This is a genomic window from Arthrobacter sp. efr-133-TYG-120, assembly GCF_030209785.1.
GTDB lineage: Bacteria > Actinomycetota > Actinomycetes > Actinomycetales > Micrococcaceae > Arthrobacter.
Genome location: NZ_JARVRI010000026.1, coordinates 215,001 through 237,138, shown reverse-complemented (window position 1 = coordinate 237,138; position 22,138 = coordinate 215,001). Strand labels below are relative to the sequence as shown.

The window sequence follows — 22,138 nt, the reverse complement described above, 5'->3', positions numbered from 1 at the left end:
GCTTTGTTGCGCTGTTCAACGCGCAGCAGCTTACGGCCTTCAGGTGCCAGGGTCACTGGAGTGCTCCTTCGGGGCTGGATACGAGTGCTTCTTCGTGCTTGCGGAACTCTTCGATGAAGCGCTCGGCAATGTCGGCCGGGTTGATGGTCTTGCCGGTCTCGATGGACATGGTGGTGACGCTCGCGTCGGTGATGCCGCACGCGATGATCTGTGCGTAGGGAGCGAGGTCATTGCTGCAGTTGATGGCCACGCCGTGCATGGTCACGCCGTCGAGGACGCGGATACCGATCGCGGCGATCTTGCGGTCCGGACCCTTATGGTCCGCGAGAACCCAGACTCCCGCCCGGCCTTTGACCCGCGTGGCCTTGATTCCGTAGTCCTCCATGATCGCGATCATGACGGCTTCGAGACGCTCGACGTAGTCACGGATCCCGGCGCGGTTCTTCAGTTTGAGGATGGGGTAGGCAATGAGCTGGCCGGGTCCGTGCCAGGTCAATTTGCCGCCACGGTCCACGGGAACAACCGGCGTGCCGTCAAACGGGCGCTCGTGGTCCTCCGTGAGCTTGCCTGCCGTGTACACCGCGGCATGTTCAAGGAGCAAGACGGTGCTGGGTTTGTCGCCGGCAACAACCTTGTTGTGGAGTTCGCGCTGGATATCCCAGCCCTGCATGTAGTCAACGAAATCCGGGGCAAGACCCAGCTGTGAAAACTCAAGAGTCATGGGGACAAGCTTAGACCCCGCGGGGCGCAGGCCATGATTTTGTGGCCAAGCTCTCAGTCGTACTCGGCTTGCTTGCGGGGCTCCGGTCCTTGGCCTGTGGATAACTTCTGCGGGAATCCGCGATTTCCGGTATTTGTTGAGGCATGGAGACTTTTTCGACCTGCGGGAGTGCCCAGGACCGTGAGCGGGACATGCCCTCCCAAGGGATCGAACCTTCCGAACCTGTGATCCCGGGCTTTGTTGCGGTGCGTGAACTGGGCCGCGGCGGAAGAGCCACGGTGTGGCTCGCAACGGAACAGCGGTCGGGGAAAAGCTTCGCCGTGAAATGCCTCGGCCGGAAACCGGAGACGGCGGATCCACGCGACGCCAAGTCATCCCTGCTGCGTGAGGTGCGGCTTCTATCCAGGCTGGACCACGAGCACCTCGTCAAAGTCCATGGCGTTGTTGAGTTGGCAAAGTCCGTCGACGGCGGCTTGGGCGTGGTCATGGACTACGCCCCTGGCGGCTCGCTTGGGCAGTTGGTGTCCAGCAGGGGGAGTCTTGGCGTGGGCGAGACAGTGACCATCCTGACGCCCCTGGCACAGGCCTTGGCCTATCTGCATTGCCAAGGGGTGACACACTCCGATGTTTCGCCCGGAAATGTCCTCTTCACCGCGCAAGGGAAACCGCTCCTCTCGGACATGGGCATTTCCCGCATGGTGGGGGACGCCGCGGGGGTTCCGGACTCGGGCACCCCAGGATTCGCGGATCCTGCTCCGGCTGTCCGGGGGGCAGCGGAACTGGAGCCGCAGCGCGATACCTACGCCCTCGCCGCGCTTGGCTGGTATTGCCTCACTGGTTCCGCCCCGGACACTGCGGCACGCCGGCCGCCCTTGACACTGTTGGTGCCTGCGGTGCCTACTGCCTTGGCCGTTGCGATCGAGGCCGGGCTTCATCCAGACGCGCAGCAGCGGCCGCCCGCGGCCGAATTGGGTGTCGCGGTCTACCGAAGCGCACCGCCGGAAGCTGTGGACCTTTCCGTTTCGGTGCACGCGACGGTTGTTCCGGAACTGATGACCCGGCGTCGGGCTTCTGCTCCTCGCCCAAAGCGCGCCCGCATCGCGGCGCTTTTCGGCCGCTTCCGCCCTCCAGGGTCGGGACGCAGACACCGGCGTGCGGTTGCGCCGGTTTCGGCACGACGGCGGGCGGCGCCCGTCGTGCTCGCTCTGGGGATGATTGCGGGCGCCGGATCAGTAGCCGCTGTGTGGTTGGCTGGTGCGGTGTGGTGGGCTGGCGATCGAGGACCGGGAGCCCGGCAGACGGCCCCTGGCCCGGCGTCGAGTGCTTCCCAGGAAGAACGAGTCGCGAGCGAGCCCGGCATGCCGCGCAATACCCAGCAGGGGGCCGGTCCCGATAAAGTCCCGGTGGAGGCAGAAGTTCCCGCGGTGGTATGGGGCCGGATCCGATCCGCAAACCCGGAGGAAGCCATACGGGGACTGTCGGCACTCCGGGACAAGGCGCTGAGTTCCGGAAAGTTCGAGCTCCTGGAACACGTTAATGTGCAGGGCTCGGCGGCTGCCGCCTCCGATGGAAAGCTCAAGGACGAATTGCTCGGCGCCGGCTTGGTTCTCGCGGGCTTTTCCACCACCCTCTCGAGCGTGAGTGTGGAGAGACCTTCCAGCCCGGACCGGGCAGCAGTTGCTGTCACGGTGGAAACGTCCGCCTATGAAGAACGGGACGCAGCAGGGGAGATCGTCGGAGCGCGGCCCCGGGGCGAACCACAGGAACTCAGGGTGGTTCTCCTGCGTGGCGAGGACGCGTGGAGGATCACCGAGATCCTGGCCAAGCAGTCTTAAATGATCATTTGCCGCCGCTTGCCACCCATTGGGCGGCATCCGCCAGCGCGGGGTGCTGCCAGGCAAAGCCTGAGTCCACCAGCCGTGCCGGTTCCATGCGCTGGTTGGCGAGGACAAGTTCCTCCGCCAGATGGCTGCCGAGGGCCAAGCGCAGCGCGGGGGCAGGTACGCGTAGGAACGCCGGCCGGTGCAGGGCCGCCGCCAATTGCGCAACGATGGCGTTGACGTCAGCGCTTTCCGGGGCGCACACGTTGACGGGACCTTCGAGCGCCGAGTTGAGCAGGTATTCGAAGGCTGAAACTTCATCCACAAGGGAAATCCAGGGCCAATATTGCCGGCCGTTTCCCAACGGTCCGCCCACGCCCATCTTCAGCAACGGAAGGAGCGGACCCAGCGCTCCGCCATCAGGGCTGAGGACCACGCCGGTGCGCGGCGTCACCACCCGCACGCCTGCGGGTGCCGTGTGGGCGGCGGCCTCCCAATCGACGCACAGGGTGGCCAGCATGCCTTTGCCTGGCCCCGCGTCTTCCCGGAGCAGGCCGGCACGGGACGAGCCGTAGTAACCCGAGGCGGACTGGCTCAGGAATGTTCCGGGCGGAGTTCCCAGCCGTCCCATGGCTGCCGTGAGAGTTTTTGTGGTCCGCAATCGTGAGTCGATAATTTCGCGCACGCGTGCTTTGGTCCAGCGCCGCTCCCCGATGCCTGCACCGGAGAGGTTGACCACAGCGTCTGCGCCATCGAGTACCGCCTCATCCAGTTGGCCCGCGGCCGGATCCCAAGACGCTTCGCCGGTTCCTTCAGGCGGGCGGCGAACCAGCCGGACGACGTCGTGCCCGCTGCCGAGGAGATGCGCGGAGAGCGCAGTTCCGATGAATCCCGAGGCACCCGATATCACGATTCGCATGCCCTATCTCATCATGGCAAGCATCACTCCGGCATTACGGCAGGCCTCAAAAGCCCTCGCGACTCCTTTGACTATGATCGAACAATGACCTCCTCCAGCTACTTCCGTTTCCCGCATTTGCACGGTGATTTGATCACCTTCGTGGCCGAAGACGACGTTTGGATTGCGCCCGTGGCCGGAGGCCGCGCGTGGCGGATTTCGGCCCAGCAGCTCCCTGCGCGCAATCCCCGCTTCACCCCGGACGGCAAGCGGCTTGTGTGGACGACGATCGTCGGGGCTGCTCCCGAGGTGGTGACAGCGAACGTCGACGGCGGCGGGTACCGGCAGTTGAGCTACTTCGGTCACAGCACCACCCGTGTCAAGGGATTCACCTCCTCAGGCGACGTTGTGGTCACGACGGCTTTTGAACAGGCCGAGGGGCGGCACACGCATGCTTACGCCTTGCCGTTCGACGGCGGCCCCGCCGTCGAGCTTCCTTTCGGCCCCGTCGAATCGGTGGCGTTCGGCCCGGAAGTGGGGGACGAGCGACCCGTTGTCCTTGCCAGTGTGCTCTCGCGCGAGCCTGCCTGGTGGAAGCGGTACCGTGGCGGTACCGCCGGTAAATTGTGGATCGACGCCGACGGGAACGGCGAGTTCGCCCGCTTGCTTTCCGGGCTCGACGGGAACCTCGCGGACCCGCTGTGGGTAGGCGGACGGATCGCCTTCCTCTCGGATCACGAGGGCTACGGAAATCTTTACTCGGTGCGGCCGGACGGTTCGGACCTGCGCCGGCACACCGATCACGAGGACTTCTACGTCCGGCACGCCACGAGCGACGGCAAGCGGGTCATCTTCGAATCGGCTGGCGAGTTGTGGATCCTGCCGAGTCTTGAGTCCGACGCCGAGGCAGTACGGCTTGACGTCAGCCTGGGCTCGGCATCCCAGTCGCGGCGGCCGGCACCCCTCAAAGTCGCCGCCCACTTGGGCGACGTCTTCCCCAACGCGGCCGGTTCGGCAAGCGCTGTGGAATCCCACGGAACCATCCACTGGCTGCGCCACAAAGACGGACCGTCCCGCGTTGTCGAAGCGACTCCCGGCGTGCGGGCACGCCTTCCCCGGCCCCTTATTGACGGTCGTATCGCCTACGTAGCGGACCATGACGGCGTCGACGCCATCTACATCAAGAGGATTGCCCCGCGCTTGTCGCAACCGGCGGTCGAAGCACCAGTCCAGGACGCTGCACCCGCCCGGCGCGAAGGTGAAGAGGACGGCGCCGGACAACTGCCCCGCCCCGTCTCGGCATCGGCGATCACGGGACAGCCCGCGACGTCCGGTGTTCGGCTGCAGGAACCGCACGCGGAGCCCGCTGCGGCGTCCGCGGATAGCGTGACCGCACCGGTGAGCGCCAGGCGTGGCGGAGCCGAAGAGTCACGGCTCGACTTCCTGAGGATCGATTTCCCCAGGGCAGCCTGTCCAAGCGCCCTCGAAGCCAGTCCCGATGGCAAGTGGCTTGCCGTGGGTACCGCGTTCGGGGACGTTTACCTGGCCGACACTGCAAATGGCACCTTGTCGCGGCTTGTCAGCGTAGGGGACGGCAGCATTGACGGCCTCGCGTGGTCGCCGGACGCGCAATGGCTCGCATGGTCAGAGCCTGTGACATCCTTCGGCTCACGGAGCAAGTTGCGCATGGTCAACACCGCCAACCCTGGAGACATCGTGGAGGTCACGGACGGCCGCTTCTGCGACGAATCGCCGGCCTTCACTCCCGACGGAAAATTCCTGGCGTTCCTCTCGAACCGCAGCTTCGATCCCGTGTACGACGGCCATGCCTTCGACCTGTCGTTCCCCAGCCCCATCAAGCCGTACCTTGTGGCACTCGCTGCAGCCACTCCTTCGCCTTTCGGCCCGGTCGTGGACATGCTGGACGAGGAGGAAGCGGACGCCGTACCCGAAGGGGAGAACGGCGCAAGGAACGCCGAGAAGGACGGTACCGGGGATGGTGCCGGAACCGCCGTCACGGTCCGGGTGGACCGTGAGGGCCTGCCGTTGCGCGTCATCGGCGTCCCGGTGCCGCAGGGCAACTACTCGGCGCTTTCGGCCTCCAGCGGCGCGCTGCTGTGGCTCGATACCCCCCTCTCAGGCGTCACGGGAGATGGCCGTGGCACGGTGCAGGACAAGGCACCTGCTCCAGCGCTGGTCCGCTACGAGCTTTCGAAGCAGAAACAGGTCACACTCGTCCCCGCCGTGGAGCGCTACCGACTCTCCGGAGACGGCAAGAAACTGGTCTTCGTCAATGACAAGCAGGTTGTCGCCGTACCATCCGACGCCAAGGCCGAGGAAGAATCGGGAGAGCTTGTCAAGGTTGAGCTGAACCGGATCCGGATGGTCTTGGATCCGTTGTCCGTATGGGGACAGGCATTCGACGAAGCATGGCGGCTGCAGCGGGACTTCTTCTGGACCGAAGACATGGCGGGCCAGGACTGGGATTCGGTCTACCGGCGGTACCGTCCCGTCGTCGAACGCCTCGGCTCGCACGACGACCTGGTGGACCTTCTGTGGGAACTGCACGGTGAGCTTGGCACGTCCCACGCATACGTTCGTCCGGCTGCGGTGGGCGAACCAGGGAGCAACGGCCAGGGCAGGCTCGGTGCCGACCTCAAGCTCACGGAAGCCGGTTGGGAGATCACGCGCATCCTGGCGGGAGACACTTCCGACCCTCTGGCCAACTCGCCGCTGACCCGGCCGGGAGCCGACGCGAAGGTGGGCGACGTGATCCTGGCGATCGACGGCGTCGGGCTCTCCGCAGACCGAACTCCGGCCAAGCAACTGGTGGGCGCAGCGGGCCGGACCGTGGAACTCACGATCCTGAACGGCGGCCGGCACGCCGGGGCGGCAGGCCGGCAGCGGCGGATCGCCGTGGTTCCAGTGAAGGACGAGGAACGCTTGCGGTACCAGGAGTGGGTTCACGCCAACAGGCGCACCGTGCGCGAGGCCTCGAATGGAAAGTTCGGCTATCTGCATGTACCGGACATGATGGCCAACGGCTGGGCGCAGCTTCACCGGGACCTTGACACCGAGACCGCGCTGGACGGGTTGATTGTCGATGTCCGGCGGAACCGCGGTGGCCACACGTCGCAGCTCGTGGCTGAACTGATCGGCCGCAAGGTCACCGGCTGGAGCATGCCGCGCGGCGAAAAGCCGCGTACGTACCCGCACCACGCCCCGCGCGGCCCCGTCATTATCCTCGCCGACGAATTCGCCGGCTCCGACGGCGACATCATCACGCAGGTGTCCAAACTCCGCGGCATCGGCCCGGTCATCGGCACCCGGACCTGGGGCGGCGTGGTCGGCATCGACAACCGTTTCGCCCTGGCTGACGGCACCGGCGTGACCCAGCCGCGCTATGCCACGTGGTTCTCCGGCGGCATCGGTTGGAGCGTGGAGAACTTCGGGGTTGAGCCTGACATCGAAGTAGTGTTCCCGCCGCACGCCTACGCGGCCGGTACCGATCCCCAGCTGGAGTACGGGATCGGCGCGCTCAAGGAAATGGTGCAGGAACTACCCACGGACCGGCCACCGGTGCGTGAAGGCTACCGCAAGCTCCGCCCGGCCGCGTTGCCCGCAAGGCCGCAAAAGAGCTAGCTGGAGGCCCGCACGACGAAGTCCCCGCCCTTCCGGAAGGAAAGGCGGGGACTCGCTTTTTGGACAGGTTTCGGACGGGTTGCCGCTAGGAAGCGAGCGTGGCATCCAGCGTGATCGGGGTTGCCCGGAGTGCCTGGGAAACCGGGCAGTTGAGCTTGGCGTCTTCGGCGAGGCGCTGGAATTCCTCTTCGGAAACACCTGGGATGCGTGCGCTCACGGTCAGGTGGATGCCCGTGATGCCTTCGCCTGGCTGGAAGGTGACGTCGGCCTTGGTGTTGACCTCCTCCGGCGCGAAGCCTGCGCCTGCGACGCCGTTGCTGAAGGCCATCGAGAAGCATGCCGAGTGCGCGGCGGCAATCAGCTCTTCGGGGCTGGTCTTGCCCTCTGCGGACTCCGCGCGGGCCTTCCAGGTGACGTTGAAGGTTCCGAGTCCGGAGCTGTCCAGCGTGGTGTTGCCGGCGCCTTCGATCAGGTTGCCGTTCCATACGGTGTGTGCGGTGCGTGTTGTTGCCATGTCCACTCCTCAGCGTCGTTGCGAATTGGCATCCGGATACCGGATGCCGCCGGGTTCAATCCTAGGGATTCGACGGCGGCGGCGCACCGCTTGTCCGCTCTCAGAGGATTGTGACTGCCGTGGTTCGGGCGGCCACGGATTAAGCGGCGACGGCCGCCCGGACGAATGGTCCAGGCGGCCGCGCGGTTTGCTCCGGTCAGCGCTTTTCCGCTCCTACTGCCAGATCGTTGCGATGGCGATGTTGAGCAATCCCAGGCCGCCGACGCCGTGGGCCAGTCCTGTTGAGACCGGTTCGCCCTTCTTGACCTTGCGTGAGCCGATGACGGCGAGCACGGCTACGGCGAGGCCGATCGCGAACTTGATGCCCAGCTTGAAGTAGTCGGGGTGGGTGTTGGGCAGCATGGGGAGGATTCCCATCATGGCAATGCCGGTGATCAGCTGCACGAAGGCGCCGTCGCGCTGGCGCGGGTGGACGGTCGGCTGCTTCATGGTGGCGATCCAGTAGCCCACAATCATGGCTGCGCCGACGATATGCAAGAACAGCAGGACGTTGAAGAGGATAGTCATGGCTCCAGCTTAGCCAGATTCTTCTACGAGCCGTAGCAAAGCCACGGAAGAAAATGCATGCAAAGACGGGAAGGTCCCGGCGGTTTCCCGCCGGGACCTTCCCGTCACGTGATGACACTTATTAGAGGCCGAGGTCGGCTTCGAAGGCACCTTCCTCAAGGCGGGCCCTGAGGGTCTGCAGGAAGCGGCCGGCGTCGGCACCGTCAACCAGGCGGTGGTCGTACGTGAGGGACAGGTACATCATGGAGCGGATGGCGATCGAGTCGTCACCGTTTTCGTCCGCAACCACGACAGGACGCTTGACGATCGCGCCGGTGCCCAGGATGCCCACCTGCGGTTGGTTGATGATCGGCGTGTCGAACAGTGCGCCGACAGAACCGATGTTGGTGATGCTGAACGTACCGCCGGACAGCTCGTCCGGACCGATCTTCCCCTGGCGGGTGCGGCCGGCGACGTCGGCGATCTTGCTGGCCAGGCCGGCAAGGTTCAGGTTGCCGGCGTCGGAAATGACCGGAACCAGCAAGCCCTTGTCGGTGTCCACCGCAATCGCGAGGTGTTCCGCGTTGTGGTAGGTGATTTCCTGCTTGTCTTCGTCATACGCAGCGTTCAGCTTGGGGTGCTGCTTCAAGGCTTCGGCCACGGCCTTGGCGATGAATGGCAGGAAGGTCAGCTTGACGCCGTTCTGGGCCTCGAAGGAGCCCTTGGCCTTGAGGCGGAGCTTGGCGATCTTGGTCATGTCGACCTCGTGCACCTGGGTCAGCTGCGTTGAGGTTTCGAGGGACTCGCGCATGCGGCGGGCGATGACCTGGCGGATGCGGGGAGCCTTCTCCACGGTACCGCGGAGCGAGGAAGCAGCCACGGGGGCGGCAGCAGGCTTGCCGGGTGTCGCGGGAGCTGCGGCCGCCGGCGCAGAAATCGATGCTGCCTGCGCAGCCGTTTTCATTGCGTCGGCTGCGGCGAGCACGTCCTGCTTCCGGATACGGCCGCCGACGCCGGTGCCCGTCACGGTGGTGATGTCGACACCGTTCTGGTTGGCAAGCTTGCGGACGAGCGGGGTGACGTAACCGGACTCGCTCGAAGACGCTGCGGGTGCCGGAGCTGCTGCCGGCGCGGGTGCGGCTACCGGGGCAGCCGGTGCTGCGGGTGCCGGTGCTGCTGCCGGCGCGGGTGCGGCTTCAACGACGGGTGCCGGTGCGGCGGGGGCTGCAGCCACAGGTGCCGGGGCTGCGGGTGCTGCCGCAGGTGCGGGTGCCGCTGCGGCGGGGGCGCCCGAGCCGATGACGGCAAGGACAGAGCCGACTTCAGCGGTCTCGTCCTCGTTGACGCGGATCTCAAGCAAAGTACCGGCCACGGGGGAGGGGATCTCGGTGTCGACCTTGTCGGTGGAGACCTCGAGGAGCGGTTCGTCCACCTCGACGCTGTCGCCCACGGCCTTGAGCCAGCGGGTGACGGTGCCTTCGGTGACGCTTTCACCCAGGGCGGGGAGAGTCACATCGTGACCCGATGCCTCGCCGGAAGCTGCCGCCGGGGCTGCGGCTTCTTCGGCGACGGGAGCCGGTGCTGCTTCGGGAGCCGGTGCTGCTTCAGGTGCGGGGGCTGCCGGTGCTTCTTCCGCAGGTGCGGCGGCGGGCGCTGCAGCGCCGTTGCTGCCGCTGCCGATCCGGACCAGGGGAGCGCCGACTTCGGCGGTCTCGTCTTCAGCCACGAGGATTTCTTCGATAATGCCGGCAATAGGAGACGGGATTTCAGTGTCTACTTTGTCGGTGGAAACTTCGAGCAGGGGCTCGTCGACTTCCACTCGGTCACCAACCTGCTTGAGCCAGCGAGTGACGGTGCCTTCGGTGACGCTTTCACCAAGGGCGGGCAAGTTAACGGATTCAGACATGTCGTCCCCGTTCTCCTTATTGATCTTTAGTGCGGATGAGTGTTGCCTGCTGGGGTCCTGCGCCCGCAGTTCGTGCGGGCGCAGGACCGGGTGTCTTGCGTAAAGACTTAGCCGTGGAGCGGCTTTCCTGCCAGCGCGAGGTGGACTTCGCCCAGGGTCTCGTTCTGCGTCGGGTGTGCGTGGATGAACTGTGCCACGTCCTCCGGGTGTGCTTCCCAGTTGACGATCAGCTGTGCTTCGCCGATCTGCTCGCCCATGCGGGAACCGATCATGTGGATACCGACGACGGGGCCGTCCTTCTGGCGGACAACCTTCACGATGCCGCCGGTGCCCAGGATGGAGCTCTTGCCGTTGCCGGCCAGGTTGTATTCCTGGGTCTGGACCTGGTCCTCGCCGAACTTCTCCTTGGCGCCCTTTTCGGTGTAGCCGACGGTGGCGATTTCAGGTTCGCAGAAGGTGACCTTCGGGATGTTCACGTCTTCGACGACTACCGGGTTCAGGCCGGCGATCTCTTCGGCGACGAAGATGCCCTGCTGGTAACCGCGGTGGGCCAGCTGGACGCCCGGGACGATGTCGCCGACGGCGTAGACGTTGCCGACGCCGGTGTGCAGGCGCTCGTTGGTGATGACGAAGCCGCGGTCGATGGTGACGCCTGCCTCTTCGTAGCCGAGGTTGGCGGTGACGGGGCCACGGCCCACGGCAACCAGGAGGAGATCGGCTTCGAAGGTCTGGCCGTCAACCAGGGTGACCTTCACTCCGTTGTCGTCCTGCTCGACGCCCTGGAAGAAGACGCCGGTGCTGAACTTGATGCCGCGCTTCTTGAAAGCGCGCTCAAGGTTCTTCACGATGGCGGTGTCTTCGTTGGGAACGAGGGAGGGGAGGCCTTCGACGATCGTGACGTCGACGCCGAAGGACTTCCACACGGAAGCGAATTCGACGCCGATGACGCCGCCGCCGAGGACGATGACGCTCTTGGGGATGTAGTCCATGGTCAGCGCTTCATCGGACGTGATGACGCGGCCGCCGATTTCCAGGCCGGGCAGGGAACGGGAGTAGGAACCCGTGGCCAGGACGATGTTCTTGCCCTTGTAGGCTGTGCCGTCCACGACGACGGTGTCGGTGCCCTGCAGCTTGCCTTCGCCTTCGATGACCGTGATGCCCTTGGACTTGATGAGTCCTTGCAGGCCCTTGTACTTACCGGCGACGATTCCGTCCTTGTAGGCGTTCACGGCCGTGATGTCGATGCTGTCCAACGTGACGTTGACGCCGTACTTGGCGGAATCGCGTGCGTGGTCGGCCAGTTCGGCCGAGTGCAGCAGGGCCTTGGTGGGGATACAGCCGTTGTGCAGGCAGGTGCCGCCGAGCTTTCCCTTCTCGACGAGGCCAACGGTGAAACCAAGCTGAACGGCACGCAGAGCCGTGGCGTAGCCGCCGCTGCCGCCACCGAGTACCAGGATGTCGAATTCTTGCGCAGTTGCCTGATCGGCCACTAGGACGCTCCCTCGCGTGAGCGATGACACGCGACTACGCGTCATCTGGTCTTGGAACTTGTACTGCCGCGATTATGCCAGCACCGAAGTTCTCTTGCATTTGTGACTACCGTGGTTCACCTTAGCGAACCACTTATCCATGCTCCACCCTGCCGGGGCATTTGTGGGGCGCTTGTGGCCAGACTCACGTCGGGCCGTGGGGCCGGTCATGAACCGGCCCCACTTGGGACTTGCTTAGGCTGTCGCCAGCACGTCTTCGACGTAAGCGAGCAGCGTCCGGACAGTGCAGCCGGTGCCTTGCTTGGGCGTGTAGCCGTAGGGGCTGCCGTTGTTGAAGGACGGGCCGGCGATGTCGACGTGCGCCCAGGGGATCTGCTTGCCCTCGGCGTCCTTCCCGACGAACTCACGCAGGAACACGGCCGCCGTCATCATTCCACCGTGGCGTTCGCCGATGTTGGCGATGTCCGCCACCTGCGAATCAAGGCTGGCCCGAAGCTCCTCCGGCAGCGGCATCGGCCACACGAGTTCGCCCGCGCGATCTGCCGCGGACTTGAGCGCGCCCGTGACGGAGTCGGAACCCATGACTCCGGCAGTGCGGTTGCCGAGGGCGATCAGCTGGGCGCCCGTCAGCGTCGCGACGTCGATGATGGCGTCCGGCTGCTCGAGGCTGGCCGCGACGATTCCGTCCGCCATGACCAGGCGTCCCTCGGCGTCGGTGTTGAGGACCTCGACCGTCTTGCCGCCGTACACGGTAAGGACGTCTGCCGGGCGCTGTGCAGCGCCCGAGGGCATGTTCTCGGCGATGCAGAGCCACGCGGTCACCTTGACGGGCAACCCGAGCCCCGCGACGGCCAGGACAGTATTAAGTACGACGGCGGCGCCCGCCATGTCGCTCTTCATGTCGCCCATGCCGAGGGCCGGCTTGATGGAAATGCCGCCCGTGTCAAAGGTGATGCCCTTACCGACCAGGGCGATCTTCTTGGTGGCCTTGGCCGGGGCGTACTCCACCTTGACGAGGCGCGGCTGGCGGGTCGAACCTTTTCCAACGCCCAGGATTCCGCCGAACCCGTCCTTTTCGAGGCGTTTTTCGTCCCACACGGTGACCTTGACCGGCAGCCCCTTGGAGAGTTCCTTGGCAGCTTCAGCAAAGGACTCCGGGTAGAGGTGACTCGGAGGCTCGTTGACCAGCGTGCGGGTGGCGTTGACCGCGCGTCCCACGAGCAAGGCACGATCGAGCGCGGGCTGGACGTCCTTGCCGTCAAACGCCGTGTGGATCAGGACCTTGCCGACCGGGTCCTTGAGGCCGTCCTTGCTGGAGCGGTGCTCTGTATAGGAATAGGAACCCAGCACAGCGCCTTCGGCGACGGCTGCGACGTCGGCGAGGGACGCCGTCGGGAGGGCCAGTGTCACGGAGGACAAACCGGCAAGTTGGCGGACGGCGGATCCCGCAGTCCGGCGCAGGGTTTCCTCGGCCAGGAGGGCGTCGTCGGCGACTTTGCCGACACCCGCCAGGACGAGGACGCCCGAACCGGTCTCCGGAAGACCCGGCAGACGGTGTACCTGATCGGCTGCTCCCGTGATGCCGAGGAGGCCCAATGAAGCCGCGAGGGTTTCCGCGGCCTTCGCGCCCAAGGGGTTCCCGAGCAGTACCGGCCCGTCTTCCCCCTGACCGACGGCTATCACGAGTGCGTCGCTGGGCGCCTTCTTCAGGTCCTTGGCGATAGTGCCAAGGGTGATGTCTGTAGTCTTCACCACGAGGATTTGTCCTCATCTCTCTCTGCATGGCTTGGCCGGGCTGCATGTTAGGCGCCCGGCCCTGGTACCCCTCCGTTGTCCGCCTGGGACAACGTCGGTGGTTGCTTGGGTCCGCACACGGCGGCACGTCTCGATCGTAGTCTGTCTGCCGCGCCGGAAAGCAATTAAATGAGAGTTGCGGCACATTGGCCGACAGGAATGCGCGGCTCGTCCGGGGCGTTGTACCAATACATGGAGCGTGGCCGGCCGCCAAGGCATCCACTGCGGCGTGCAGCCGCCTGCTCCTCCAATGAACTTGAAACTGCGAAAGGAACATGCCGTGTTTGAACGGATTTCCGGCTCACTCCTTGACCCTGAGTCGCTCTACGCGAGCAACATCGAGCTCTTCCACAGCCCGGACACCAGGGGCCTCAACATGCTGATGGGCTTCACGGGATTCGCTGACGCCGGGCACGTGGTCCAGCAGATCAACCGGGAACTGCTGGATACGCTCGAAGTCGAAACGGTGGCTGTGTTCGACGCCGACCAGCTCATCGACTACCGCACGCGCCGTCCCCACATCAGCTTTGTCGAAGACCATCTGGAAGACTACAAAGCCCCTCAATTGGCGCTTTACAAGCTGAATGACGGCTTGGGCGAGCCGTTCCTGTTGCTTGCCGGTTTTGAACCGGACCTCCAGTGGGAGCGTTTCGCGCGCGCCGTCGTTGGGATCGTGGAAAAACTGGACGTCAACCTGGTGACCTGGATCCACTCCATCCCTATGCCGGTTCCGCACACCCGGCCGGTTGGTGTCACGGTGCACGGCAACCGTCCGGAACTCATCGAGGGCATTTCCACGTGGAAGCCGACGGTCGAGGTTCCTGCGGCCATTGGCCACATCCTCGAGTTGCGGCTGGCCGAAGCCGGGCGGAAAGTGGCCGGGTATGTCATCCACGTCCCGCACTACCTTGCGGATGCCGAGTACCCGCCGGCAGCGGTGGCGGGACTCGAATACCTCGGTGCAGCCACGTCCCTGATGCTGCCGACGGACCGCCTTCGCGAGGCCGGCAGGGAAGTGGGCAGGCAGATCGCCGAACAAGTGGAAGCATCCGAGGACGTCCAGCAGGTCGTTTCCAAGCTGGAGTCCCGCTATGACGACAAGGCCGAGGGAACGGTCCGCCGTTCCCTGCTGGCCGACGAGAACGACGAATTGCCCAACGCCGAGGATCTGGGCGCGGCGGTTGAGGCGTATCTCGCACGTAAAGATGCGCGCCCATAAAGCAGCTTTAATGCGGCCCCGGGCATAATGGAAGGGTGAACGCACCCCGCGCCTGGCTCATTTGGACGATCGGGGTGCTTGCCTACCTTGTGGCAGTGGCCCAGCGCACATCCTTTGGCGTGTCCGGGCTGGAGGCTACCGAACGGTTCCATGCCAGCGCAGCGGCCATCTCCTTCTTCACCGTGCTTCAGCTGCTGGTCTACGCAGGCCTCCAAATACCGGTTGGGCTCCTGGTTGACCGCTTCGGCTCGCGCGCCATGATCGCCAGCGGTGCCGTACTCATGGGCCTCGGTCAACTCCAGCTGGCATATGCCGACGCTGTTCCGGCTGGAGTGCTCGGCAGGGTCCTGGTCGGCGCCGGGGACGCCATGACCTTCGTCTCCGTGATCCGCCTCGTGCCGATCTGGTTCGCGCCGGCGAGGGTTCCGCTCGTCACCCAGCTGACGGGAATGTCGGGCCAGCTCGGCCAGCTCATCAGTGTGGTGCCCTTCGCCCTCGTCCTTCATTCGGCAGGCTGGAACACGGCTTTCCTGGCGTTGAGCTCGTTGTCCGCGCTCGCCGTCGTCCTTGTCCTTGCCTTGCTCAGGGACGTTCCGCCGGGCCACCCGCCCAGGGAGAACGCGCAGGGGCTGCGCGCCACGGGCGTGACCCTCGCGCGTGCCTGGAAGCAGCCCGGCACGCGCCTGGGACTCTGGTGCCACTTCACTGTCCAGTTCAGCGGCAACGTCTTCGCCATGTCCTGGGGCTACCCGTTCCTGGTCTCGGCGCAGGGCCTGAACCCGGCCACTGTGTCCGCCCTGATGGGACTGTTCGTCGTCACCAGCATTCTCGTGGGCCCTCTGTTCGGAACCTTCGTGGCCAGGCACCCGATGCGGCGCTCGGCCATGGTGCTACTGATCACGGCGGCTACGGCACTTGCCTGGGCTGCTGTCCTGCTGTTGCCCAGCAGGGCGCCCCTGTGGTTGCTTGCATTGCTCGTGATTGCCCTGGCGATCGGCGGACCCGGGTCCATGATCGGCTTTGATTTTGCCCGGACATTCAATCCTTCCCACAGGATTGGTACCGCCACGGGCATCGTCAATGTGGGCGGCTTCGTTGCCGCGCTCCTGACGATCTACCTGGTTGGGCTCATCCTCGACATTCTCCACACGAGTGGTTTCTCGGGCGGGGAGCTGTACGGCCTGGCGTCCTTCCGCATCGCATTGAGCGTGCAGTTCCTGTTCCTTCTCGTGGGCACGGTGTTGATCCTCATGACCCGTCGCAAGGTGCGCCGTCAGATGGCCGCCCAAGGCGTCCACGTCCCGCCGCTCCTCGTGTCGTTGGCGAACCAGCGCCGGCGCCGCGTGGAATTGCGCCGCGAACGTCTCGCGAAGCAGCGGAGTTCCACGCCGTAGCCTGTTTTCGCGGTGTTCCTCCACAGGGGTCGACGGACACCTTTGTCCACATAGGGCAATTGAGGCCTGCCGTGGCCCGCCATTGATGCCGATGCTGGATTCATGACAGCAGACAACCGCGTGACCGTCTTCCGGCCCGAGGACATCCTCGGCTTCATTCCCCACGCCTTGGGGCTCTGGCCAAAGGAGAGCCTCGTTGCCATCACGCTGCGGGGGCAGACACTTGGCGCCACACTCCGCGTGGACCTTCCGGGCGAGAGATCCGACCGCGGGCTTGCCGCGTACTCACGGAGGATCGGTGAGTATCTGGAAGCGGACCATGACGCCGACGGCGTGCTCTTGGCATTCTTCAGCGACGACGGTTGGGACGCCGGCGGCGCCGTGCCGCACGGCCTGCCGCTGCTGGAAGCCCTGGTACGCGTCCTGGATCATCGGGGCTTGGTGTTGCGGGATGCATGGTTCATTGGTTCCGACTACTGGCGAAGCGCATTCTGCAACGATGTGGAGTGCTGTCCCCTTCCCGGCCGTCCCGTAGACCAGATCCTGGATAGCCGGCTCAACGCGGAAATGGTGTTCAGAGGGAGCAACGTCTTGGAATCGCCACTGTTGTTGGGGCCTGAGGACGAGCCCGTCCGTGATCCGGAATTCATGCGCACGGAAGACGCCACGCTTGGGGAATTGCTCCGGCTATGGCGGAGCAGGAAGGCATTCGAAGAAATGCTGGATGTGTGGAGCGGGGTCCTCGATTCCGGCCGCCCAGCGGAGTTCGACGGCGAGGCTGCGGCGTTCCTCCGGGCAAGCCTGCGGGTCTCCGCCTGGCGCGACGCCGTGGTGGTCCTAGCGGCTGCCGGGAAAACCGTCGCTTGTGGCGGTGCGGAGGCCTTCGGCTTCTTTGACCAAGACGACGATGAACAGGGTTCCTTGGTCGTTCCGCCCGGTCTCTGTCCCCCTCCACCAGCAGCGGGCAAGCGGACTCCGGCCACGGATGTCAGCGTCTTGCGCTATGGAGACGTGCTCCTGGGCCTCTACCCGGAGAACCCCGACTGGAGACGGTTGACGAGCCTGGACGGGGTTCTGGCGATGCTCTCCCGGCGCAGTGGTGGGGAGGCGCGCGCTGCAACGCTTACGATCCGGGGGTGGATTCAGTGGTGCCGGGGGAGCGGTTCGTTCGCCCGCGAGCTCCTGTCCCAGGCTGACGCTGAACAACGGGGCTATCGACTCGCGGAGTTGCTCGCCGAGGTAGTGAGGCGCGGAACAGTCTGCGGCTGGGCCAAAAGCAAGTCGTCCGCGTGGCGGAAGTTCGGTGGTGCGGTGGCATGACTCCAAGCCCCGGGGTGACTCCAGGAGCGTCACATTGAGTGAAATCCGTGCGGCACGTAATTGTCTGCCCGGTAGCGGATATCGACCCCCGGAACTCAAAACCGTGAGACAATGGTTGCCGAGACCCGGTTGGGTCCGTGTTTCAAGTGCCGTTAACGTCCCCTGAACTCTAGGGAACATTAAGGCGCCGTCGGGAGTTTTACCTAAAGACTCTGCGGTCGGCGATGGCACTTGATGTTGATCACGGACTTGACAGGGTCATAGTGGTGTTGCCCCCATGGTGATTCCACAGACCGCCGCTAGAAAGGTTTTCTGTGACCCCGTCTTCCGCCGAGAAGGAACCCGCCGCCCTGGCCGAACTGTCCGCCGAAGAAAAGAAGGCGGCTACAGCTGCGAAGCGTGCGGCAACGCGTGCTGCCAATGCTTCGACTGCAGGCGCAGACAAGCCGGCACCCAAGAAGCGCGGGCCCAAGCCCGGCGCCAAGGCCGCTGCCGAAGCAGCCAACAAGTCCGCCGGCGCCGACGAGGACTCCGAAGAAGAAGCCGAGGATTTTGACGCCGTCGTTCCCGACGAAGCAGAGCTCACGGAGGAAGTCGAAGAAGGCGAAGAGGGCAAGAAGCCCGCGACCACCGGCTCCGGCTTTGTTTACTCGGATGCCGATGACGATGACGCGCCTGTCCAGCAGGTCATGTCAGCCGGTGCCACGGCCGACCCCGTCAAGGACTACCTGAAGCAGATCGGCAAGGTTGCCCTGCTGAACGCGGAGCAGGAAGTCGACCTTGCGCTCCGCATTGAAGCGGGTCTCTTCGCAGAAGAGAAGATCAACGCCGACGACGGCTCCATGGACCCGAAGCTGAAGCGTGAACTCGAGTTCATCATCCACGACGGCAAGAGGGCCAAGAACCACCTCCTCGAAGCCAACCTGCGCCTCGTGGTCTCGCTGGCCAAGCGCTACACAGGGCGCGGCATGCTCTTCCTGGACCTCATCCAGGAAGGCAACCTGGGCCTGATCCGTGCAGTGGAGAAGTTCGACTACACCAAGGGCTTCAAGTTCTCCACCTACGCCACTTGGTGGATCCGTCAGGCCATCACCCGCGCCATGGCGGACCAGGCCCGTACCATCCGCATCCCGGTGCACATGGTGGAAGTCATCAACAAGCTGGCACGCGTCCAGCGCCAGATGCTGCAGGACCTTGGGCGCGAACCTACGCCTGAGGAACTTGCCCTCGAGCTGGACATGACTCCCGAGAAGGTCGTTGAAGTCCAGAAGTACGGCCGCGAGCCCATCTCGCTGCACACTCCGCTGGGCGAGGACGGCGATTCCGAATTCGGCGACCTCATCGAGGACTCCGAAGCAGTTGTGCCTGCGGACGCCGTAAGCTTCACCCTCCTCCAGGAGCAGTTGCACTCAGTGCTCGATACCCTGTCCGAGCGGGAAGCAGGCGTCGTCGCGATGCGCTTCGGCCTTACCGACGGCCAGCCGAAGACTTTAGACGAAATCGGCAAGGTCTATGGAGTCACCCGCGAACGCATCCGTCAGATCGAATCGAAGACGATGTCAAAGCTGCGCCACCCCTCGCGGTCGCAGGTTCTGCGCGACTACCTTGACTAAAGCAACGGACGCCATGCCTTAGCCGGCACCCCCGTCAAAAGTGGACCCCCGGATTCCCGGGGGTCCACTTTTGCATCAGCGGCTGTATCTAAGGGCTGTTCCGTTCGAGCGCTTGGCCAAGGATGCGGGCACCTTCCGGGAACGCCGAAGGGTTGGGTCCCGCATAGTTGAGCCGGATGAACGGTCCCGCCGGTTCGGCGGGGAACCACTCAGTACCGACCGCGATCATCACCCCGGCACTCTCGCAGTCACGGGTCAGCCCCTCGAGGTCCGTGCCGTCCGGCAGGCGTGCCCAGAGATTCAGCCCTCCCTTGGGGATGAGGCTGAGATGGGCCTGGGAGGCGTGCTCACGCAGGCTCGTGACAAGGAGGTCGCGGCGCGACTGAAGCTGATGGCGGAGGCTGCGCAGATGCGTCTGCCAGGCCGGCTGCGTGACCACATCGAGTGCCGCAGCCTGGAGGAGCCCGCTGACGTACATCGACTCGGCTGCCCGGTCCGCAAGGATGCGTTCGCGGGCCGGGCCGCGAGCAATGACCGCGGCAACGCGGATGGCGGGTGAAACGCTTTTCGTGAGGGAGCGCAAGTAGACCACATGGCCCGAATCGTCACGTGCGGCGATGGGTACCGGCGTCGACGTAATGCCGAAGTCGTGGGCCCAGTCGTCCTCGACGAGGAAGGCGCCGTACTCCCGGACAACATCCAGGACTTCTTCCCCCCGGCGGGCGGACCACTGCGCACCGGTGGGGTTGGCATAGTTCGGTTGGGCGTAGAACAACCGGGCGCCCGTCTCCTCAAAGGCCCTGGCCAATTCTTCGGGCTCGGGCCCCTCGGCTCCGCTGGGCACCGGGACGATGCGGACTCCGGCTTGGGTCGCGGCGAGGATGGCTCCCCAGTAGCTCGGGGATTCCATGAGCAGTGGCTGCCCGTGGCCCACCAATGCCGTGAAGATGGAGCTGAGGCCGCCTTGGCTTCCCGGCAGGACGATGACGTCGCTCGGTGTCGGCGGGGTGAGTCCTGCCGGCGTCGCGGTGCCGAGTTCGTGCGCGAACCAGGACTGCAATTCGGGAAGTCCCGGCGCCGGAGGTCGGGACAGGGCCGCGTCGCCGCGGGCCACGCGGGCGAGAGCGGCCCGGACAAGCCGTTCCGGCAGGAGTTCCCGGTCCGGGTATCCGGAGTGGAAGGCAATAGTGGCGTTCGAGGTGTCGCGCATCGTGGTGGAGGCTGAGCGGGAAGGCGCCTGCGGCGCACGCAACGCTGCGGTTTGCCAGCCGTAGTCCGAGGGGCGCGCTGTCCGGACGGCCCGGACGAAGGTCCCGACGCCGGGCCGTCTCTCGATCAAGCCCTGCGAAGTGAGCGTCTGCAAGGCCTTCTGCACCGTCACAGGGCTGGCCTGGTACTCGGCAACCAGTGACCGCGTGGACGGCAGCCGGGATCCCGGAGCGGCCCCGGTGATCCATTCCCGCAGTCGCATCGCAATCCTGGAACTGCTATCGTTGTTCATGAAATACAATAGTAGCGCTACTACACTTATTCGAGAAGTGATACCGTCCCGCTCGATAACGGGCCTCTGGTGGGGCCTCCTCGGAGTAGCGGCGTTTTCCTTCACTGTTCCCTTCACCCGAGTGGCGGTGGGTGGCCTGTCGCCGCTGTTCATCGGCTCCGGCCGTGCCGTCGTCGCAGCGATACTCGCGGCATCCGCCCTCGTGCTCACCAGGCAGCGCCTTCCGCGAGGCAAACAATGGGCACGGCTCGCGGTGGTCGCCGCCGGGATTGTTGTCGGCTTTCCGCTACTCACCTCATTCGCGCTTACGACGGCGCCGGCCAGCCACGGCGCTGTCGTCATCGCCCTGCTGCCTGCTGCGACGGCAACCGCCGCGGTGCTCCGCGGGCGTGAGCATCCTCCGGCAGCCTTCTGGCTGGTCACGGCCGTAGGGGCCGTTGCGGCCATCGGATTTGCCCTATCGCAGGCCGGTAACCCAGCGCAGTCCGGTGGGTTCGGGCAACTCAACTGGGCAGACGTGCTCCTCCTCGGCGCCGTCGTTTCCGCGGCCATCGGTTACGCGGAAGGTGGCCTGCTCGCCCGCGAACTCGGCGCATGGCAGACCGTATCCTGGGCGCTCGTCCTGGCCCTGCCGTTGATGGCCGGCCTGACAGCACTCTCCGTGTCCCAGCAGCCGCCGTCAGCCTCACCGGTCCAATGGGCCGCTTTTGCATACCTCGGAGTCGTCAGCATGTTCTTCGGCTTCGTCGCCTGGTACCGGGGCCTCGCCGTCGGGCCCATGGCCAAGGTCAGCCAGGTACAACTCATCCAGCCCGTGCTGAGCATTTGCTGGGCAGGGCTGTTGCTGGGCGAATCCCTGGGCTGGACCACGATCGTCGGCGGGCTGGCCGTCATCGCTTGCGCCGGCATCGCGGTCCGGGTCCGCCTCAATCCGCAGCCCGCCGACCAAGGCCGCTGAAGACCAATAGAACACCGAGACCACCCGCCACAGAAAAGGAAGAATAGAACCCATGTACATCCCAGCGCACTTCGAGGCCGGTCCTGACGTGATCCAGGACCTCCTGACACGGCCAGGTGCAGCCAATCTGGTCACCATGACATCACAGGGCATGCTCGCGACTTTCCTGCCGCTCATCTACGAGCCCTCGATCGGCGAACACGGCGCGCTCCACGGACACCTCGCCCGAACCAACCCGCAATGGTCCGAGCCCTCGATCGGGGAATCACTCGTCATCATCCAGGGCGCGGACGCCTACATCTCGCCTACCTGGTATGCATCGAAGGAAGAGCACGGACGCGTCGTCCCGACGTGGAACTACTCCACGGCCCACGTTTACGGCAGGCTTGCCGTCCATGACGACGCCGAGTGGCTCGGGAATCATGTCAGGCAGCTGACCGGGCTCAATGAAGCCCGTTCCGAGCGGCCGTGGTCCGTGGATGACGCCCCGGAGCGCTACGTCTCCGGCCAGTTGCGTGCGATCGTCGGCATCGAGCTGGTGATCAGCCGTATCGAGGCGAAGGCAAAACTGAGCCAGAACCGGCCCGATAAAGACATTATTGGGGTCGTGGCCGGCCTTGGCGCCCAAGGGCACCAGGAGATCGCTGCCGACGTGGCCAGGGCCAGGCAGGATAGGACGCACCGGGACGCGGGCAGCGCCTAGGCAACGTTGCGGCCTGGGCCGGGAGACCCCGGTTAACGAAGCGGCCCCCTCCGTCCGGAGGGGGCCGCTGTCTCTATGAAGTTTTGTCAGCCAGGTGGC

At 65.1% G+C, this 22,138-nt stretch carries 16 protein-coding genes; 8 read left to right on the top strand and 8 right to left on the bottom strand.

Going from position 1 to position 22,138, the window contains the following annotated elements; genetic code table 11:
* Positions 1–52: 52 nt before the first annotated feature.
* Positions 53–721, bottom strand: a complete 669-nt coding sequence (gene lipB / locus QRN51_RS15580) for a lipoyl(octanoyl) transferase LipB (RefSeq protein WP_284990749.1) — start codon at positions 719–721, stop codon at positions 53–55.
* 143 nt (positions 722–864) lie between these two features.
* On the opposite strand from lipB, the gene QRN51_RS15575 reads away from it, so the two are divergent.
* On the top strand, positions 865–2,556 hold the full coding sequence (locus QRN51_RS15575; protein ID WP_284990748.1) for a serine/threonine-protein kinase: 1,692 nt from the start codon (positions 865–867) through the stop codon (positions 2,554–2,556).
* A 4-nt stretch (positions 2,557–2,560) separates the two neighbouring features.
* On the opposite strand, the gene QRN51_RS15570 is transcribed toward QRN51_RS15575, so the two are convergent.
* Entirely contained in the window at positions 2,561–3,460 is a 900-nt protein-coding gene (locus tag QRN51_RS15570; RefSeq protein ID WP_284990747.1) for a TIGR01777 family oxidoreductase, read from the bottom strand.
* 84 nt (positions 3,461–3,544) lie between these two features.
* Between QRN51_RS15570 and QRN51_RS15565 the strand changes: the two genes are divergently transcribed.
* Positions 3,545–7,081 (top strand): S41 family peptidase, encoded by a 3,537-nt coding sequence (locus QRN51_RS15565; protein WP_284990746.1) that lies wholly within the window; start codon positions 3,545–3,547, stop codon positions 7,079–7,081.
* Positions 7,082–7,166: 85 nt separating this feature from the next.
* Here the strand turns inward: QRN51_RS15565 and QRN51_RS15560 are convergent, their stop codons facing one another.
* The 5 genes from QRN51_RS15560 to QRN51_RS15540 form a co-directional block, all read right to left on the bottom strand.
* Positions 7,167–7,595 (bottom strand): OsmC family protein, encoded by a 429-nt coding sequence (locus tag QRN51_RS15560; protein WP_284990745.1) that lies wholly within the window; start codon positions 7,593–7,595, stop codon positions 7,167–7,169.
* Positions 7,596–7,808: 213 nt separating this feature from the next.
* Entirely contained in the window at positions 7,809–8,162 is a 354-nt protein-coding gene (locus tag QRN51_RS15555) for a hypothetical protein (RefSeq protein ID WP_284990744.1), read from the bottom strand.
* 121 nt (positions 8,163–8,283) lie between these two features.
* On the bottom strand, positions 8,284–10,047 hold the full coding sequence (sucB, locus tag QRN51_RS15550; protein ID WP_284990743.1) for a 2-oxoglutarate dehydrogenase, E2 component, dihydrolipoamide succinyltransferase: 1,764 nt from the start codon (positions 10,045–10,047) through the stop codon (positions 8,284–8,286).
* A 107-nt stretch (positions 10,048–10,154) separates the two neighbouring features.
* Entirely contained in the window at positions 10,155–11,537 is a 1,383-nt protein-coding gene (gene lpdA / locus QRN51_RS15545; RefSeq protein WP_284990742.1) for a dihydrolipoyl dehydrogenase, read from the bottom strand.
* Between the two features lie 234 nt (positions 11,538–11,771).
* Complete coding sequence (locus QRN51_RS15540; protein ID WP_284990741.1) at positions 11,772–13,292, bottom strand: leucyl aminopeptidase; 1,521 nt, start codon at positions 13,290–13,292, stop codon at positions 11,772–11,774.
* A 319-nt stretch (positions 13,293–13,611) separates the two neighbouring features.
* Here QRN51_RS15540 and QRN51_RS15535 point away from each other — a divergent pair, with 319 nt between their 5' ends.
* From QRN51_RS15535 to QRN51_RS15520, 4 genes are all read left to right on the top strand, one after another.
* Positions 13,612–14,550, top strand: coding sequence for a proteasome assembly chaperone family protein (locus tag QRN51_RS15535; RefSeq protein WP_284990739.1), 939 nt, complete (start codon positions 13,612–13,614; stop codon positions 14,548–14,550).
* A gap of 35 nt (positions 14,551–14,585) precedes the next feature.
* The gene (locus tag QRN51_RS15530) at positions 14,586–15,944 is read left to right on the top strand and encodes an MFS transporter (protein WP_284990738.1); all 1,359 of its coding nucleotides are present in this window, start codon (positions 14,586–14,588) and stop codon (positions 15,942–15,944) included.
* A 102-nt stretch (positions 15,945–16,046) separates the two neighbouring features.
* The gene (locus QRN51_RS15525) at positions 16,047–17,264 is read left to right on the top strand and encodes a DUF4192 domain-containing protein (protein ID WP_284990737.1); all 1,218 of its coding nucleotides are present in this window, start codon (positions 16,047–16,049) and stop codon (positions 17,262–17,264) included.
* Positions 17,265–17,578: 314 nt separating this feature from the next.
* Positions 17,579–18,877: an RNA polymerase sigma factor gene (locus tag QRN51_RS15520; RefSeq protein WP_059389116.1), complete on the top strand. Its 1,299-nt coding sequence runs from the start codon at positions 17,579–17,581 to the stop codon at positions 18,875–18,877.
* A gap of 88 nt (positions 18,878–18,965) precedes the next feature.
* On the opposite strand, the gene QRN51_RS15515 is transcribed toward QRN51_RS15520, so the two are convergent.
* On the bottom strand, positions 18,966–20,378 hold the full coding sequence (locus QRN51_RS15515) for an aminotransferase-like domain-containing protein (protein WP_284990736.1): 1,413 nt from the start codon (positions 20,376–20,378) through the stop codon (positions 18,966–18,968).
* Between QRN51_RS15515 and QRN51_RS15510 the strand changes: the two genes are divergently transcribed.
* Positions 20,377–21,336 (top strand): DMT family transporter, encoded by a 960-nt coding sequence (locus QRN51_RS15510; protein ID WP_284990735.1) that lies wholly within the window; start codon positions 20,377–20,379, stop codon positions 21,334–21,336. The two genes, QRN51_RS15515 and QRN51_RS15510, sit on opposite strands and share 2 nt — an antisense overlap.
* A 52-nt stretch (positions 21,337–21,388) precedes the next feature.
* Entirely contained in the window at positions 21,389–22,039 is a 651-nt protein-coding gene (locus tag QRN51_RS15505) for an FMN-binding negative transcriptional regulator (RefSeq protein ID WP_284990734.1), read from the top strand.
* The last annotated feature ends 99 nt before the right edge of the window (positions 22,040–22,138 follow it).

What these genes read in the sequence shown, in the direction of transcription:
- lipB (WP_284990749.1), bottom strand. Translation starts at nt 721, where the DNA reads ATGACTCTTGAGTTTTCACAGCTGGGTCTTGCCCCGGATTTCGTTGAC.
- QRN51_RS15575 (WP_284990748.1), top strand. Translation starts at nt 865, where the DNA reads ATGGAGACTTTTTCGACCTGCGGGAGTGCCCAGGACCGTGAGCGGGAC.
- QRN51_RS15570 (WP_284990747.1), bottom strand. Translation starts at nt 3,460, where the DNA reads ATGCGAATCGTGATATCGGGTGCCTCGGGATTCATCGGAACTGCGCTC.
- QRN51_RS15565 (WP_284990746.1), top strand. Translation starts at nt 3,545, where the DNA reads ATGACCTCCTCCAGCTACTTCCGTTTCCCGCATTTGCACGGTGATTTG.
- QRN51_RS15560 (WP_284990745.1), bottom strand. Translation starts at nt 7,595, where the DNA reads ATGGCAACAACACGCACCGCACACACCGTATGGAACGGCAACCTGATC.
- QRN51_RS15555 (WP_284990744.1), bottom strand. Translation starts at nt 8,162, where the DNA reads ATGACTATCCTCTTCAACGTCCTGCTGTTCTTGCATATCGTCGGCGCA.
- sucB (WP_284990743.1), bottom strand. Translation starts at nt 10,047, where the DNA reads ATGTCTGAATCCGTTAACTTGCCCGCCCTTGGTGAAAGCGTCACCGAA.
- QRN51_RS15525 (WP_284990737.1), top strand. Translation starts at nt 16,047, where the DNA reads ATGACAGCAGACAACCGCGTGACCGTCTTCCGGCCCGAGGACATCCTC.
- QRN51_RS15510 (WP_284990735.1), top strand. Translation starts at nt 20,377, where the DNA reads ATGAAATACAATAGTAGCGCTACTACACTTATTCGAGAAGTGATACCG.
- QRN51_RS15515 (WP_284990736.1), bottom strand. Translation starts at nt 20,378, where the DNA reads ATGAACAACGATAGCAGTTCCAGGATTGCGATGCGACTGCGGGAATGG.
- QRN51_RS15505 (WP_284990734.1), top strand. Translation starts at nt 21,389, where the DNA reads ATGTACATCCCAGCGCACTTCGAGGCCGGTCCTGACGTGATCCAGGAC.